This window comes from Streptomyces sp. ERV7 (assembly GCF_001653515.1).
In the GTDB taxonomy this organism is placed as follows: Bacteria; Actinomycetota; Actinomycetes; order Streptomycetales; family Streptomycetaceae; genus Streptomyces.
The window spans coordinates 845,954-861,522 of record NZ_LYOY01000001.1 but is presented as its reverse complement, the minus strand read 5'-3'; the positions used below and the strand labels follow the sequence as shown (position 1 = coordinate 861,522).

The 15,569-nt window shown below is 72.1% G+C and carries 14 protein-coding genes; 8 read left to right on the top strand and 6 right to left on the bottom strand.

Annotation, left to right across the window (positions count from 1 at the left end; all coding sequences use genetic code 11):
- Nucleotides 1-33: 33 nt before the first annotated feature.
- Entirely contained in the window at nucleotides 34-1,086 is a 1,053-nt protein-coding gene (locus A8W25_RS03820; protein ID WP_079125786.1) for a sugar-binding transcriptional regulator, read from the top strand.
- 29 nt (nucleotides 1,087-1,115) lie between these two features.
- On the opposite strand, the gene A8W25_RS35390 is transcribed toward A8W25_RS03820, so the two are convergent.
- Both A8W25_RS35390 and A8W25_RS03810 read right to left on the bottom strand, forming a co-directional pair.
- Nucleotides 1,116-2,936 carry an amidohydrolase family protein gene (locus A8W25_RS35390; RefSeq protein WP_079125824.1) on the bottom strand — a complete coding sequence of 607 codons (1,821 nt, stop codon included), beginning with the start codon at nucleotides 2,934-2,936 and terminating at the stop codon, nucleotides 1,116-1,118.
- A 178-nt stretch (nucleotides 2,937-3,114) separates the two neighbouring features.
- Nucleotides 3,115-4,659 carry an ATP-dependent DNA ligase gene (locus tag A8W25_RS03810; RefSeq protein ID WP_067155701.1) on the bottom strand — a complete coding sequence of 515 codons (1,545 nt, stop codon included), beginning with the start codon at nucleotides 4,657-4,659 and terminating at the stop codon, nucleotides 3,115-3,117.
- A gap of 58 nt (nucleotides 4,660-4,717) precedes the next feature.
- Here A8W25_RS03810 and A8W25_RS03805 point away from each other — a divergent pair, with 58 nt between their 5' ends.
- The 3 genes from A8W25_RS03805 (at nucleotide 4,718) to A8W25_RS03795 (ending at nucleotide 7,067) form a co-directional block, all read left to right on the top strand.
- Nucleotides 4,718-5,146, top strand: coding sequence for a ribonuclease domain-containing protein (locus A8W25_RS03805; RefSeq protein ID WP_067155698.1), 429 nt, complete (start codon nucleotides 4,718-4,720; stop codon nucleotides 5,144-5,146).
- Nucleotides 5,143-5,487, top strand: coding sequence for a barstar family protein (locus tag A8W25_RS03800; RefSeq protein WP_067155695.1), 345 nt, complete (start codon nucleotides 5,143-5,145; stop codon nucleotides 5,485-5,487). Before A8W25_RS03805 ends, A8W25_RS03800 begins: the two co-directional genes overlap by 4 nt.
- Nucleotides 5,488-5,585: 98 nt before the next feature.
- The gene (locus A8W25_RS03795; protein WP_067155692.1) at nucleotides 5,586-7,067 is read left to right on the top strand and encodes a GuaB1 family IMP dehydrogenase-related protein; all 1,482 of its coding nucleotides are present in this window, start codon (nucleotides 5,586-5,588) and stop codon (nucleotides 7,065-7,067) included.
- Nucleotides 7,068-7,169: 102 nt separating this feature from the next.
- On the opposite strand, the gene A8W25_RS03790 is transcribed toward A8W25_RS03795, so the two are convergent.
- Nucleotides 7,170-8,153 carry a GDSL-type esterase/lipase family protein gene (locus A8W25_RS03790; protein ID WP_067155689.1) on the bottom strand — a complete coding sequence of 328 codons (984 nt, stop codon included), beginning with the start codon at nucleotides 8,151-8,153 and terminating at the stop codon, nucleotides 7,170-7,172.
- Nucleotides 8,154-8,488: 335 nt separating this feature from the next.
- Between A8W25_RS03790 and A8W25_RS03785 the strand changes: the two genes are divergently transcribed.
- Together A8W25_RS03785 and A8W25_RS03780 are read left to right on the top strand one after the other, a co-directional pair.
- Nucleotides 8,489-9,973, top strand: coding sequence for an amino acid permease (locus tag A8W25_RS03785; RefSeq protein ID WP_067155686.1), 1,485 nt, complete (start codon nucleotides 8,489-8,491; stop codon nucleotides 9,971-9,973).
- Nucleotides 9,974-9,983: 10 nt separating this feature from the next.
- Nucleotides 9,984-10,439 carry an Lrp/AsnC family transcriptional regulator gene (locus A8W25_RS03780; RefSeq protein WP_067155683.1) on the top strand — a complete coding sequence of 152 codons (456 nt, stop codon included), beginning with the start codon at nucleotides 9,984-9,986 and terminating at the stop codon, nucleotides 10,437-10,439.
- Between the two features lie 6 nt (nucleotides 10,440-10,445).
- Here the strand turns inward: A8W25_RS03780 and A8W25_RS03775 are convergent, their stop codons facing one another.
- Nucleotides 10,446-10,955, bottom strand: a complete 510-nt coding sequence (locus A8W25_RS03775) for a Repetin (RefSeq protein WP_079125784.1) — start codon at nucleotides 10,953-10,955, stop codon at nucleotides 10,446-10,448.
- A 226-nt stretch (nucleotides 10,956-11,181) separates the two neighbouring features.
- Between A8W25_RS03775 and A8W25_RS03770 the strand changes: the two genes are divergently transcribed.
- Both A8W25_RS03770 and A8W25_RS03765 read left to right on the top strand, forming a co-directional pair.
- Nucleotides 11,182-11,979, top strand: a complete 798-nt coding sequence (locus A8W25_RS03770; protein WP_067155673.1) for a carbon-nitrogen hydrolase family protein — start codon at nucleotides 11,182-11,184, stop codon at nucleotides 11,977-11,979.
- A 59-nt stretch (nucleotides 11,980-12,038) separates the two neighbouring features.
- On the top strand, nucleotides 12,039-13,748 hold the full coding sequence (locus A8W25_RS03765; protein ID WP_067155669.1) for a flavin monoamine oxidase family protein: 1,710 nt from the start codon (nucleotides 12,039-12,041) through the stop codon (nucleotides 13,746-13,748).
- Nucleotides 13,749-13,823: 75 nt separating this feature from the next.
- Here A8W25_RS03765 and A8W25_RS03760 read toward each other — a convergent pair whose 3' ends face one another.
- Both A8W25_RS03760 and A8W25_RS03755 read right to left on the bottom strand, forming a co-directional pair.
- A complete protein-coding gene (locus A8W25_RS03760; RefSeq protein ID WP_067155664.1) occupies nucleotides 13,824-14,753 on the bottom strand; it encodes an LLM class F420-dependent oxidoreductase in 930 nt (309 codons plus the stop codon).
- Nucleotides 14,717-15,484 carry a DUF5995 family protein gene (locus A8W25_RS03755; RefSeq protein ID WP_107470592.1) on the bottom strand — a complete coding sequence of 256 codons (768 nt, stop codon included), beginning with the start codon at nucleotides 15,482-15,484 and terminating at the stop codon, nucleotides 14,717-14,719. The genes A8W25_RS03760 and A8W25_RS03755 overlap by 37 nt, the downstream gene beginning before the upstream one ends.
- Nucleotides 15,485-15,569: the final 85 nt, after the last annotated feature.

The following is a 15,569-nucleotide window of genomic DNA, read 5'->3' as shown; positions in this document are numbered from 1 at the left end:
TGGATCTGACAGGATGAACAGCGAGTCCAGAGTGTGAACAGCAGTGAGGAGATCGCGGTGTCTGCAATGTCGGCGGGTCGGTCAGCCCTGCGGATGGGACCCGCGGAGCTGGTGCAGGCGGCGGCCATGGCCCGCCGCTTCTATCTGGAGGGCAAGTCCAAGATCCAGATCGCCGAGGAGTTCGGCGTCAGCCGCTTCAAGGTGGCCCGGGTCCTGGAGACCGCCCTCGAACGTGACCTGGTGCGGATCGAGATCCGCGTCCCGGCGGAGCTGGACGCGGAGCGCTCGGACGCGCTGCGCGCCCGGTACGGGCTGCGGCACGCCGTCGTCGTGGAGTCCCCGGAGGCGGGCGAGGACGAGTCGTCGCCGGACCCGGAGAACCTGGGCGAGGTCGCCGCGGATCTGCTCGGCGAGCTGGTCAGCGAGGGCGATGTGCTCGGCCTGGCCTGGGGCCGGTCCACCATCCACATGGCCGCGGCCCTCGACCGGCTGCCGCCCTGCACGGTCGTCCAGCTCACCGGGGTGTACGACGCGGGCACGGCCGAGCGCGGCTCGGTGGAGGCCGTGCGGCGCGCCGCCCAGGTCTCCGGCGGTGACGCCCACCCCATCTACGCGCCGATGCTGCTGCCCGACGCGGCCACCGCGGCGGCGCTGCGCAACCAGACCGGGATCGCGCGGGCCTTCGAGTACTTCGACAAGGTGACCGTGGCGGCCGTGTCCATCGGTTCGTGGGAGCCGGGCATCTCCACGGTGCACGACATGCTGACCGACGAGGAGCGGGCGCACTACGCCTCGCTCGGCGTCGCGGCGGAGATGTCCGCGCACCTCTTCGACGCGGAGGGCCGACGGGTCGGCCGGGACCTCGGGGAGCGGTGCATCACCGTCGAGGCGGACCGGCTGCGGCGGATTCCGGAGGTCGTGGCGATCGCCGGGGGTGCGCGCAAGGCTTCCGCGATCGACGCGGTGCTGAGGTCGGGCCTGGTGACCAGCCTGGTGACGGACACCGCCGCGGCGGACTTCCTGCTGCACGAGACGGGTGTGCAGCCGCGGCCCGCGCTGGACCGGGCCGACCCGGACGGGGACTGATTCCTCCGCCCGGGCCGGGCCCCGACTTCTCAGGACGACGGAAGTGCTCCGTAGACGCGCTCCGCGTTCTGGCTCGCCAGTAGGTTCGTCACTCTGTACGCGTCCGCGTGCGACCACGCACCCGAGGCCGTCCAGGTTTCCAGGAGTTCGGCCAGGCCCTCCTTGAAGAGGCGGGCGCCGACCACGTACAGCTCGGGCAGGCCGTAGGCGTCGGTGGAGAAGAGCAGCTTGCCGAACGGGGTGAGCTCCAGCATCTCGGCCAGTACGGCACCGGCGCGGGCGCCCGTGTGGCTGAGGGTGAGGCCCATGTCCGCGTACACGTGCGGATACGCATGGGCGAGGTAGGCCGCGTTGCGGTGGTACGGGTAGCCGTGCAGCAGGATCAGCGGGGTGCCGGAGCGGCGGGTGGCCCGGATGAAGTCCGTCAGAAGCAGCGGGTCGCAGCGGTGCAGCCGGAGGTCCGGGTCGCCGAAGCCGGTGTGCAGCTGGAGCGGGAGCCGGGTGGCCACCGCCGACCACAGCAGATGGCGCAGCAGCACCGGATCCTTGAGGCGGTCGCCCTTCGGCCGTTTTTTCAGCCAATTCGCCGCCGCTTCGAGCACCTCGTGGAGTGCGGGCGGCTCGGGCGCGAGGTCGAGCCCGTACCGGTAGGCGGCCACCGACTTGAAGCCCACGGCCGTGGTCGCCGCCGAGCGGATCCCCGCCGCCAGCTCCGCCAGGAACGCGTCCGCGTCCCGGGCCGTGTCGGCGGCGAGCTCGGCCAGGCGCTCCAGGCGCACGATCTCGTGGACCGGGGCGCCGCTCAGCTCGGCGAGTTCGTCGGGCGTGGTGATGTCCCCGGGGAGGCCGGTGTCCATGACGTACGCGCCGATGCCGCTGCCCCGCAGCAGCAGCCGGGTCGCCTCGCGGGCGCCGAGCTCGCCGCGCCGGGCCAGATAGCGCTCCGGGGTGCAGTGCGGCTCCAGGCCGAGCAGCGGCGGGCACCAGCGGCGCACCGCGAAGCCGAGCTGGGTGTCGAAGAAGCTGGTCCCGGGCGCGGCGGGCCCGTCCGCCTCGGTCAGGAACGCCTCGAAGGCGGCCGGACCGGGGTCGGTGCGCAGCACGCCGTGGCAGTGGTGGTCCAGGAGCGTGCCGAGGGGGACCTCGACGGGGATACGGCGGGGCTCATCGGGCAGTTCGGCGAGCACGCCCGCCAGGAACGACTCGCCGTCGCCCGTCATGGCGAGGCGGCCGTCCCCGCCGCCGCACAGGTTCCGGCCGTCCTGCCAGAGGCTGAGGTGGAGGTGGGCGCCGTTGGCGACGCCGCCCGGTGTGACGACCGGGCCGAAGAACGGGGTGAGCCCGTGCCGTACCGAGACCGCGCGGACCGTCTCGCGCACCAGTACCGCCAGATCCGCCGCACCCACCGGATCCGTGGCGGCCACCGACACCTCGAACTGGCCCTCGGTGTACTCGGGGTGGATCTGGAGCACATCCACGCCCTGCTCCAGGAGTGCGCCGAGCACATCACCCAGATACGCGGACCGCTCCACGACCCGCGCCATCCCGTACGCGGGGCCTTCGAGGGAGGGCGAGACCGTCCACTCGGTCTCGAAGCCCATCCGCAGCGAGAGGCCCCGCTCGGCGGCCCGGCGCACCATCCGCCGGGCGAACAGGCGCTGGCAGCCCGGGTGTTCACCGCCCTGCTGGTCATAGCGGTCGACCGGGGCCCAGGCCCAGCCCGGCTGCCCGGCGAGCACGGTCAGCCGGTCCAGATCGGGGAAGAGCCGCAGATCGCCGTCCGGGCCGCCGCTGAAGCGGCTGGAGGTGGCCGAGTCGTCCACCAGGAAGGCGTCGAAGCACGGCGACATACCGACCCCGCGCTCCACGACCGAGGGGAGGCGGGCCGCGGGCACCGCCTTCACGCGCGCGATGCCCGCGTTGTCCACCGAGGTCAGCGCCACCGCGCGGACCCCCTCGGCGGCCAGCCGCGCCGCCTCCTGCCGAGCCCGCTGTACCCGCTCCCGCACCTGCTCCGACCGCACTTGTTCAGTCCCTCCCGCCGCCCAGCTCTTTCACCATGGCGACCGTGTCCGCCTCCGAGGCGCTCTTGTCCTCGCGGTAGCGCACTACCCGCGCGAACCTCAGTGTCACCCCCTCCGGGTAGCGCGACGATCTCTGCACCCCGTCGAAGGCGATCTCTACGACGAGTTCCGGCCGCACCCGCACTCCCCACGGCTCCTCGGCCACCGCCAGCTCCCGCAGCCGCTCGGTCTGCCAGGCGAGCAGGACGTCCGTGAGGCCCTTGAAAGTCTTGCCCAGCATGGCGAACGAGCCGTCCGGGCGGCGGGCGCCCAGGTGCAGATTGGAGAGCGTCCCGGTGCGCCGGCCGTGGCCCCACTCGGCCGCGAGCACCACCAGGTCGAGGGTGTGCACCGGCTTGACCTTGAGCCAGGAGGCGCCCCTGCGGCCCGCGCTGTACGCCGAGTCCAGCGCCTTCACCACCACGCCCTCATGGCCGCGCTCCAGCGTCAGCGCCGCGAACTCCCCTGCCGCCGCGCGCTGTTCGGGATCGGCCGGATCCTCCACCGTCACCCGCCGCACCCGGCGCGGCTCGGGCGCCACCCGGACGAGCTCGGCGCTCCGCTCCCGTACGGACAGGTCCAGGAGGTCGCGGCCGTCCACGGAGAGCAGATCGAAAAAGACCGGAAACAGCGGCAACCGGTCCTGCGCGCCGGCCACGTCCAGCCGTGAGCCGACCCGGCCCGCGATGTCCTGGAACTGCCGGGGCCGCCCCTCCCGGTCGAGCGCGATCACCTCGCCGTCGAGGATCGCCCGCCGGGTCGTCAACTCACGGGCGGCGGCGACCACTTCGGGCAGCCGTGCGGTGATCTCGTCGAGCGTACGGGTGAAGACCCGCACCTCGTCGCCGTCGCGGTGGACCTGCACCCGGATGCCGTCGAGCTTCTCCTCCACCGCGCACGGGCCCAGCCGGTCCAGGGCCTCGTCCACGTCCTTGGCGGTCTGCGCCAGCATCGGCAGCACGGGCCGGCCCACGTCGAGCCGGAAGGCGGCCAGCGCCTCGGTGCCGCCGCCGAGCAGCGCCCGGGCCACCGTTCCCAGCGAGCCGCCGAGCATCACCGCGCGCCGTACGTCCGCCGCCGGGGCGCCGGTCGCCTCGGCGAGCCCCTCCACGGCGGCCGCGTCGAGCGCGCCCTGGCGGACCTCGCCGGTGATCAGGCCGATGAGGAAGCGCTGCTCCTCCTCGGTGGCGGCGGCCATCAGCTCCCGGGCCAGCCGTCTGCGCTCGCCCTGCGCGCCCTTGCCCGCCAGGGCGCCGATCCGGTCGAGCGCCGCGTCGACCTCCCGCACCGTGAGAGCCGGGTCCGCCGCGGGCGGCGGGCGGTCCTTGAGGGTGCTCCAGCCGAGTCCGGTGCGGCGCTGCGGCAGCCGTCCCGCGAGATAGGTGACCACCAGCGGGGCCTCGTCCGGCGCGGTCCCCCGGAACAGCGCGGCGAGCAGGGCGGACTTCTCCGTACGGGAGGAGGTCGCCGCGATCTCCCGGGAGGTGGTGGCCACATCGGCGAGGAGCATGGGCCCATCGTCACCCGGCGCGTTCGCGCTCGCAGGTCCGAGGTGGCAGCATCGGCGCATGCTCACCAGGTCCGCCCGAACGACCGTGTCCGTCCTGCTGGCGTGCCTGGCGCTCCTGCTCACGGGGTGCGGCGGCGGGTCGAAGAAGGACGTGAAGCCGTCCGGGGCCACCGCCTCCAGCGCCGCCGCCACACCCGGCTGGGCCAAGGGCACGGCGACCGTACGCGCCGACCGGCTGCCGCCCGAGGCGCGCCAGACCCTGAAGCTCATCGACCAGGGCGGCCCCTTCCCGTACAGCAAGGACGGCACGGTCTTCGGGAACTTCGAGAAGGCCCTGCCGCAGCAGAAGCGCGGCTACTACCACGAGTACACGGTCAACACCCCGAAGTCGCGCGACCGCGGCGCCCGGCGGCTGGTCACCGGGCAGAGCGGCGAGATCTACTACACGGGCGACCACTACAAGACGTTCAAGGCGGTGCTGCGATGACGGCCGACCCGTTCGACGCCGTACGGGCCACCGGCTGGCAGGTCGACGTGCTCGACCTCGCCGGGGTCACCGACAAGGCCGGCTTCATGGACCGCTGTGCCCGCGCCCTGCGCCTGCCCGAGTGGTTCGGCCGCAACTGGGACGCCCTCGCCGACTGCCTGGGCGACCCCGACTGGGGCCCGGCCGACCCCGGCCGGCTCCTTGTGGTGCGGCGCTGGCAGGGATACGCGGCGGCGCGGCCCGAGGAGTGGCGGACCGCCAGGGACGTACTGGACGAGGCGGCCGTCAGCGGCGGCGGCGGCACCCTCGCGGTCGTCCTCGCGCTCGGCGCCTTCGTGTGATCGCACCAGCGCCTTGCCCCACCCCTGGATGATCGGCCCGGGCGGCGCAATCATACGAACATGGGACAATGAAGTACGTGCGTTTAGCCCCGGCTGAAATGCCTGGGGTCACTCCGATCGACTGGGATGTTCTGCACGTGCGTTTCCTCAATGACATCAAGCCGCCGTACGACCTGACGTACGACGATGTGTTCATGGTCCCCAGCCGCTCCGCGGTGGGCTCCCGCCAGGGCGTCGACCTGGCCTCGCCCGACGGCACGGGCACCACGATCCCGCTCGTCGTCGCCAACATGACGGCGATCGCGGGCCGGCGCATGGCCGAGACCGTGGCGCGCCGCGGCGGCATCGTCGTGATCCCGCAGGACATTCCGATCGAGGTCGTCACCGACGTCATCACCTGGGTCAAGACGCGTCACCACGTGCTCGACACCCCGATCGTCCTCGCCCCGACGCAGACCGTCGCCGACGCCCTCGCGCTGCTGCCCAAGCGGGCCCACAACGCCGGTGTCGTGGTCGACGCCGACCAGCGCCCGGTCGGCGTCGTCACCGACGAGGACCTGACCGGCGTGGACCGCTTCACGCAGCTCTCCGAGGTCATGTCCAAGGACCTGCTGCTGCTCGACGCGGACATCGACCCGCGCGAGGCGTTCAACAAGCTCGACAACGCCAACCGCCGCTACGCCCCGGCCGTGGACAAGGACGGCCGTCTGGCCGGCATCCTCACCCGCAAGGGCGCCCTGCGCGCGACCCTGTACAGCCCGGCCGTCGACGCCGAGGGCAAGCTGCGCATCGCCGCCGCCGTCGGCATCAACGGCGACGTGGCGGGCAAGGCCAAGCAGCTCCTGGACGCCGGCGCGGACACGATCGTCGTGGACACCGCGCACGGCCACCAGGAGTCGATGATCGCCGCGATCAAGGCCGTCCGCGGCCTGGACCCGCAGGTCCCGATCGTCGCGGGCAACATCGTCGCCGCCGAGGGCGTGCGCGACCTCATCGAGGCCGGCGCCGACATCATCAAGGTCGGTGTGGGCCCCGGCGCCATGTGCACCACCCGGATGATGACGGGCGTGGGCCGCCCGCAGTTCTCCGCGGTCCTGGAGTGCGCGGCCGAGGCGAAGAAGTTCGGCAAGCACGTGTGGGCCGACGGCGGTGTGCGCCACCCGCGCGACGTCGCCATGGCGCTCGCCGCCGGTGCCTCCAACGTCATGATCGGCTCCTGGTTCGCCGGTACGTACGAGTCCCCGGGCGACCTCCAGCAGAGCGCCGAGGGGCACCTGTACAAGGAGTCGTTCGGCATGGCCTCGGCGCGCGCGGTCCGCAACCGCACCAGCGACGAGTCCTCGTACGACCGCGCCCGCAAGGCGCTGTTCGAGGAGGGCATCTCCACCTCGCGGATGTTCCTCGACCCGACCCGGCCGGGCGTCGAGGACCTGATCGACTCGATCATCGCGGGCGTCCGCTCCTCCTGCACGTACGCGGGCGCGAGCTCGCTCGCGGAGTTCGAGGAGAAGGCGGTCGTGGGCATCCAGTCCGCCGCGGGCTACGCGGAGGGCAAGCCGCTGCACGCCAGCTGGAGCTAGCGCTCCCGGGCGGGGCTTTGTCCGCGGGCCGCATGTGGCTGGTCGCGCGGTGCCCCGCGCCCCTTTGAGGGATGGCCCCCGCGCTGTGCGCGGGGGCCATCCCTATAGGTGCGGTCCCAGCGCCTCCGTCACCGCCCTCGCGACCTTCTCGTGGCCCCCGTCGTTCGGGTGCAGACCGTCCGCCAGGTCCTCGGGTGTCAGCAGGGTGCGGCCAGAAAGCACGTGAAGGTGGCTGTCGCCGCCTGTGACGCGCTCGCGGGCCGCCGCCTCCATCGCTTCGCGCAGGGCGCTCAGCGTGGCGCCCAGGGCGTTCGGGGTGTGTTCGGCCTCCGGGCGCGGCAGCGGCGAGAGCAGCAGCAGCGGGGTGCGCGGGTGCCCCTGGCGCAGCAGCGTGAGGAACGCGCGCGTCGTCTCGTACAGCAGCGGCGCCGAACTCGGCACGCCCGACCAGCAGTTGGTGCCGAAGGCGAGGGTCAGCGCATCGGCGGGCAGGGACGCGAGCTGCTCGGCGGTGGCCAGTTCGCCGCGCGCGGCCCCCGCGTACCCGAGGTTGACCGTCTCCAGGCCGAGCGCCCGCCCGGCGACCGCGGGCCAGGCGTGGGCGGGGCGGGTCGACCACCAGCCCTCGGTGATCGAGTCTCCGTGGACCAGCCAGCGCGGCCCGCGCGGTACGGGCGCGAGCGTGCCGCCGACCCCGCGCAGGGCGAGGATCCGGGGCGAGCGGTCCTGCGGCGGATGGACCGTGAACGGCCCGCCGCCGGGCGGGAGTCGGAGCACTGCGACGGCCTCCTCGGCCGGGGCCACGGCCGTTTCGTGGACGCGGCGGCCCTCCGTCCAGAGCGCGAAGGTGTGGGCGAGCGCGCCCATGTGCTCGGTCGGGTCGGGTACCTCCGCGCGATAGCGGATCTCCACGGCCGACGCCCCGCCGGCGGCGAATTCCAGCCGCACCCCGATCGGCAGCCCGGCCCGTTCCGCGGTGTCCCAGGGCAGCCGGGCCAGGTCGTCGGGATCGGCGCGCATCGGCCGTCCCTTCGCGTCCCGCCACGCCACTCCGCGCAGAAACGGCTCCGGGTCCAGCCAGGTCATCGATGCCTCCGGGAGGGGTGTCGGGGACCTCACTCCTACCCCGCCGCGAGAGGCCCGCGCACACCGTTCACGCACGGATCGAACGCTGATGCGCAACAAACACCCATCCGTCGCCCTTGTGCGCAATGATCATTCACCGATGCGCAAGGTTGCTGCATTACGAGCGGGAAGCGGAACCCTTTACTCTTCTCGCCATACGTGGAGTGGCGGCGACCGTCTGCTCGGCGGTACCGGCCACGGTGTGCTCAGTCATGCCCGGATTGCCCCTTCGTACGGGAAGGGCCGGACCGTCGCGGTCGTCGGCTTCCGAAGGCAGCGACAAGGAGCCCACTGAAGTGTTGGACCACGGCACAGCGCCCCCCGCCGCAGAAGCACCCGCCGCTGGGGCGAAGCGGCCCGGCAATCCGCTGCTGCGGCGCAAGCCGGTAGAACTGCTGGTCGCCGAGGGTGGCAAGGGCGAGGGCGGCACTCTGCGCCGCACCCTCGGCATGTGGCAGCTCACGATGATCAGCATTGGTGCCACGCTCGGCACGGGCATCTTCGTCGTCCTCGGCGAGGCCGTTCCCGAGGCCGGACCGGCCGTCACGATCTCCTTCGTCATCGCCGGACTCACCGCGCTGTTCTCGGCCCTCGCCTATGCCGAACTGGCCGGTACCATCCCGGTCGCGGGCTCGTCGTATTCGTACGCTTACGCAACGCTCGGTGAGTTCATCGCCTGGATCTGCGGCTGGTGCCTGATCCTGGAGTACGGCGTCTCGGTCGCTGCCGTGGCCGTCGGCTGGGGCCAGTACCTCAACGAGTTCCTGGACGGGACGATAGGCGTCACCATCCCGGACGCGATCGCCGCGCCGCCGGGCGACGGCGGGTACTTCAACCTTCCCGCGCTGATCGTGGTCGTGCTCGCGATGGTGCTGCTGCTCGGCGGTGCGCGTGAGTCGGCCCGGGCCAACACGGTCATGGTGTGCGTGAAGATGGCCGCGCTGGTGCTGTTCTGCGTGATCGGCTTCCTGGGCTTCAAGTCGGGCAACTACTCGGACTTCATGCCGATGGGCACCGCGGGTATCAGCGGCGCGGCCTCGACCCTCTTCTTCTCGTACATCGGCTTCGACGCCGCCTCCACGGCCGGTGAGGAGGCGAAGAACCCGAAGCGCGATCTGCCGCGCGCGATCATGCTCTCGCTGGTCATCGTCACCGCGCTGTACGTCCTCGTGGCGGTCGTCGCGATCGGTGCCCGCCCCTGGAAGCAGTTCGAGGGCTCGGAAGCGGCCCTGGCCGGGATCATGAAGGACGTCACCGGCCAGTCCTTCTGGGCCACGCTCCTCGCCGCCTGCGCCGTGATCGCCATCGCGAGTGTCGTCCTGACCGTGCTGTACGGGCAGACCCGCATCCTCTTCGCCATGTCCCGCGACGGCCTGGTGCCGAAGACCTTCGCCAAGGTCAGCACGCGCACCAAGACGCCGGTCGTGAACACCGTCATCGTGTCGCTGTTCTGCGGTGTGCTCGCGGCCGCGGTCCCGCTCGGCGAGCTGGCGAACGCCACCAGCATCGGTACGCTCTTCGCCTTCGCCCTGGTCAACGTCGCTGTCGTGGTGCTGCGCTACACCCGCCCCGAGATGCACCGCACCTTCCGGGTGCCGTTCGGCTGGGTGATCCCGGTGCTCGGCTTCTTCAGCTGCGGCTATCTGATGTGGAACCTGCCGGGGATCACCTGGAAGTATTTCGGTGGCTGGATGGCCGTCGGTCTCGTGATCTACTTCGGATACGGCATCCGCCGCTCCCGACTGGCCACGGCCTCGGACACCGTATCCGTAGAGAAGTGATCCACCCGCAGTGCGACTCAATGACCTCGACGAGCGCATCGTCCACGCGCTCGCTGAAGACGCCCGCCGCTCCTACGCCGACATCGGCTCGCTGATCGGCCTGTCCGCGCCCGCCGTGAAGCGGCGCGTGGACCGGCTGCGCGCCGAGGGGGCCATCACCGGATTCACCGTCCGGGTGGACCCCGCGGCGCTCGGCTGGGAGACCGAGGGCTTCATTGAGATCTACTGCCGCCGCAACACCTCGCCCGAGTCCATCAGGCGCGGGCTCGAGCGGTACCCCGAGGTCGCGTCCGCCTCCACCGTCACCGGTGAGGCGGACGCGATCGTCCAGGTCTTCGCCTCGGACATGCGCCACTTCGAGCGGGTCCTGGAACGGATCGCGGGCGAGCCGTACGTGGAGCGCACCAAGTCGGTCCTGGTGCTGTCCCCCCTGCTGAGGCGGTTCTCGTCGGGCTCGCCCGCCTGACCGGCTCTACTCGTACGGGACCTGCCAGGGCAGCACGTGGAAGTCGCCCGTGCCCGCCTTCACCTTCTCGAACGGCGCCGCGCTCATGCACTTGGGCAGCTTCTTCGTCGCCTCGTCCTCCGAGCCGATCCAGCTGTAGCCGAGCCGGTCGTGCCTGCCCTGGTCGTTGACCGAGACACCGACGCGCTTGCCCGTGAACGGGGTGTCGCTCTCGGTGACGATCCCGGTCACCACCGCGACCTTGCCGCCGGTGATCAGACAGTCCACCTTCGCCTTGGCCGTTCCGGTCCGGCCGTCCGGGAAGACATGCCGGAAGCTGAACGTGCCGAACGCCTTCTCCGGGTCCTTGTTGTCCTTCGCCGCCAGATGGGCGTCGAAGGAGAAGGTGATGTCGTCACCGGCCGGGCGGTAGAGCTTGGCCGTGCCCGTCAGGGCGGCCGCCTCGCGGGGCGCGCCCGGCGCGGCCCCGCTGTCCGAGGCGACCGCCGACCCGGCGGGCCGGGGGGCCCGCCGCATCGCACCCGAGGAGGGAGCGCCTCCGCCGCGCGGGGGAGGGCCCGGCCCCCGGATGCGCCCCGAGGCGTAAGGGCCCCATCAAGCCACGCAACGAATCGCCGCAGAAGGCCACCGACGCGCAATGAATCATCCTCCCGCGCGCAACGGTCGCGCCTTGTCCGGGCCGAAGCCCGGAACGTACCGTCTAATGCGACCCCCTCACCCCCTTACGCCCCCGAGGTCTGCCATGCCGCCGCTGCGCACCGCCCTGCTTCAGAGCTCCGGCCGTCCGGGTGACGTCGCCGCGAACCTGAAGGTGCTGGACGAGGCGGCGGGCCGGGCCGCGGCGACCGGAGCGGGCCTGCTGGTCACCGCCGAGATGTTCCTCACCGGCTACGCCATCGGGGACGACGTGCCCAGGCTCGCCGAGGCCGCCGACGGCCCGGGGGCGCGGGCCGTCGCCGAGATCGCCGTACGCCACGGGCTCGCGGTCCTCTACGGCTACCCCGAGCGGGACGGCGAGACCGTCCACAACTCGGCGCAGCTCATCGCCGCCGACGGGCAGCGCCTGGCGAACTACCGCAAGACCCACCTCTTCGGCGACTTCGAGCAGAAGTGGTTCACCCCCGGCGACCAGCAGGTCGTCCAGGCCGAGCTGAACGGGCTGCGGCTGGGGATGATGATCTGCTACGACGTGGAGTTCCCCGAGAACGTCCGGGCGCACGCGCTGGCCGGCACCGACCTCCTCCTGGTGCCCACCGCGCAGATGCACCCGTTCCAGTTCGTCGCCGAGTCCTTGGTGCCGGTGCGCGCCTTCGAGAACCAGATGTACATCGCGTACGTCAACCGGACCGGCCCCGAGGGCGAGTTCGAGTTCGTCGGGCTGAGCTGCCTGGCCGGGCCCGACGGCACCGCCCGGGCCCGCGCGGGCCGCGAGACCGAACTGGTCGTCGGTGACGCCGACCCCGAGTTCCTGGCCGCCTCGCGCGCCAACAACCCGTATCTGCGGGACCGCCGCCCCGGCCTCTACACCACCCTCGTCTGACCCGGACCCCTTCCGGCCGCCCCCACCCCCCTCTGTACTGCGCAAGGAGTCCGTACCCCATGACGTCCACGGTGCCCACCGCCGTCCCGCACACCGACGGCCAGCCGCCGATCACCATGTTCGGTCCGGACTTCCCCTACGCGTACGACGACTTCCTGGCCCACCCGGCCGGGCTGGGCCAGATACCCGCGACCGAGCACGGCACCGAGGTCGCCGTCATCGGTGGCGGTCTGTCCGGCATCATCTCGGCGTACGAGCTGATGAAGATGGGCCTCAAGCCCGTCGTGTACGAGGCCGACCAGATCGGCGGACGGCTGCGCACCGTCGGCTTCGACGGCCCCGGCACCGAAGGGCTGACCGCCGAGATGGGCGCGATGCGCTTCCCGCCCTCCTCGACGGCGCTGCAGCACTACATCGACCTGGTCGGCCTGGTCACCGAGCCGTTCCCGAACCCGCTCGCCGAGGCCACCCCCTCGACCGTCGTCGACCTCAAGGGCGAGACGCACTACGCCGAGACCATCGCCGACCTTCCGCAGGTCTACCGCGACGTCGCCGCCGCGTGGAACGCGTGCCTCGACGAGGGCGCCGACTTCTCCGACATGAACCAGGCCATGCGCGAGCGCGACGTCCCGCGCATCCGCGAGATCTGGGCCAAGCTCGTCGAGAAGCTCGACAACCAGACCTTCTACGGCTTCCTCTGCGAGTCGGAGTCCTTCAAGTCCTTCCGCCACCGCGAGATCTTCGGCCAGGTCGGCTTCGGCACCGGCGGCTGGGACACCGACTTCCCCAACTCCATCCTGGAGATCTTGCGCGTCGTCTACACCGAGGCGGACGACCACCACCGCGGCATCGTCGGCGGCTCCCAGCAGCTTCCGCTGCGGCTGTGGGAGCGCGAGCCGGAGAAGATCGTGCACTGGGCGCAGGGCACCTCGCTCTCCTCGCTGCACGAGGGCACGCCGCGCCCGGCGGTGACCCGGCTGACCCGCACCGCCGGCAACAGGATCACCGTGACCGACGCGTCCGGCGATATCCGCACCTACCGCGCGGCGATCTTCACCGCGCAGTCCTGGATGCTGCTCTCCAAGATCGCGTGCGATGACTCGCTCTTCCCGATCGACCACTGGACGGCGATCGAGCGCACCCACTACATGGAGTCGAGCAAGCTGTTCGTGCCGGTCGACCGGCCGTTCTGGCTGGACAAGGCCGTCGACGACAGGGGAAACCCGACCGGCCGGGACGTCATGTCGATGACGCTCACCGACCGGATGACGCGCGGCACCTATCTGCTGGACGACGGGCCGGACAAGCCCGCCGTCATCTGCCTCTCCTACACGTGGTGCGACGACAGCCTGAAGTGGCTGCCGCTGCCGGCGCACGAGCGCATGGAGGTCATGCTCAAGTCGCTCGGCGAGATCTACCCGAAGGTCGACATCCGCAAGCACATCATCGGCAACCCGGTGACCGTGTCGTGGGAGAACGAGCCCTACTTCATGGGCGCGTTCAAGGCGAACCTGCCGGGCCACTACCGCTACCAGCGCCGGCTGTTCACGCACTTCATGCAGGAATCGCTGCCCGAGGACAAGCGGGGCATCTTCCTCGCGGGCGACGACATCTCCTGGACGGCCGGCTGGGCCGAGGGCGCGGTGCAGACCGCCCTGAACGCGGTGTGGGGCGTCATGCACCACCTCGGCGGCACGACGGACGGCACCAACCCCGGCCCGGGCGACCTGTACGACGAGATCGCGCCGGTCGAGCTGCCGGAGGACTGACGGCGAGGGCCGAGGCCCGACGGGAGGGGCTCGGGGGTTTCCCCCGGGCCCCTTGTCCGTTCGTGGTCCCGCCGCCTACAGGCCTGCCGCGCGCGCCAGCCCGTACACCTCCGCCGCCACGTCCTTGAGCTCCTCCGCGTCGCGTGCGCTGCCCTGGAGGTCCAGCAGGAACTCGTCTATGCCCTCGTGGGCATGGGCCGCCAGGTCCTCGACGATCTGGGCGGCGCTCCCGGCGAACGGCGGGCGCCCCTCGCCCTCGTACGGCTTCGGGCCGTACCGCGCGTTGACCCGCACGCACACCTCCATCGGGCGCTCCCGGCCGCGCTCGGCGGCCAGCTCCCGCAGCCCCGACCACCCGTTCGCCAGCTGGTCGGCGCCCTGGGCCACCGGCATCCAGCCGTCCGCCCGGTCCACCACACGGCGCAGCGCCTTCGGGCCCGCCCCCGCCAGGTACACCGGGATCGGCCGGGCCGGCTTGGGGCCGACCTCGGAGGGGGCGATGGTGGTCAACTCGCCCTTGTACGCGACCGGGTCCGGGCCCCAGACCGCCGCGAACACGTCCAGCGTCTCGTCGAGCACCTCGCCGCGCTTCTCGAAGGGCGCCACGGCCGCCGCCGCGTACTCGTCGAGGGACCAGCCCGTGCCGATCCCCGCCAGGACCCGGCCGCCGCTCGCCGCGTCGAGGGAGGCGAGCGAGCGCGCCAGCTGGAACGGCACGTGCAGCGGCGCCACGAGCACGCTGGTGCCCAGGCGCGCCCGCTCGGTGGCCGCCGCCGCGAGGGTGAGCGAGACCAGCGGGTCGGCCACCGACCGGTAGGTGTCGGGCCAGGCCAGGTCCGCTATCCCGTACAGCCCCTGGGTCGTGGGCGTCGGGAAGATCACCCGCTCGAACACCCACAGGCTCTCGTAGCCCAGCTCCTCGGCGGCGCGCGCCACATCGGGGATGTCGCGGCCGATGTCGTACTGCTTCATCTGAGGAAGGCCGAGTCCGAGCCGGATTGCCATGAGTGAACTCCTCGTGCGGAAGAAGGGCCTGCGGACGGCGTCAGCAGGCACCGCCCCACCAGGCCGACACCCGCGTCCATCCGGTCCCTGAACTCCCGGGACAGGTCCGGAAGTTCCCGCAGTCTCCACAGCAACCGGGCCGACGACCAGGCCGCGTCGCGGGCCCGCTCCAGGCTCCACGACGCCAGCAGATGCGTGAGCGGGTCCGCGACCTCCAGCAGGTCGGGCCCCGGCATCAGCTCCTCGCGCACCCGCTCCTCCAGCGCCACCAGCATGTCGCCGACCCGCTCGAAGTCCCGCTCAAGTCCGTCCGGCTCGCAGTCCAGGGCGCGGCAGCTGTCGACGACGGCGAGCGCCAGATCGTGCCCGATATGGGCGTTGATCCCGCAGAGCGCGAACTGGAGGGGCCGTACGCCGGGGTGGCGCCGGTACTGGAAGAGCGGCCGCCAGCAGGCGGGCGGCCGCAGCCCAGCCGCCACCGCGTCGACCGCCCGCAGATAGCGCCCGGCGAACAGCACGTCCAGCGTCGCCGCGGCCCTCGGGTCGTCGAACGCGCCCCGGGCGAGGGAGCGGCCGACCTCCTCGGTGACCGCCAGATACACCCGGTTGAAGACGGCCAGGCCGTCCTTGGGCGGGAGGCTCGCGCGCAGCGCCCGCATCCGCGCCGCTACGGTGTCCACCGACGCCCCGGCCGGCCCCGTGGCACCTGCCCGCTGTTCGATCCGCACCATGGGGGCAGCGTCCCAGTCCGGCGCTTTCCGGGACGTCGCCGTGCCCGGGGCTTCCCCGGAACGGGTGAACGCGGGGCCATCGGGG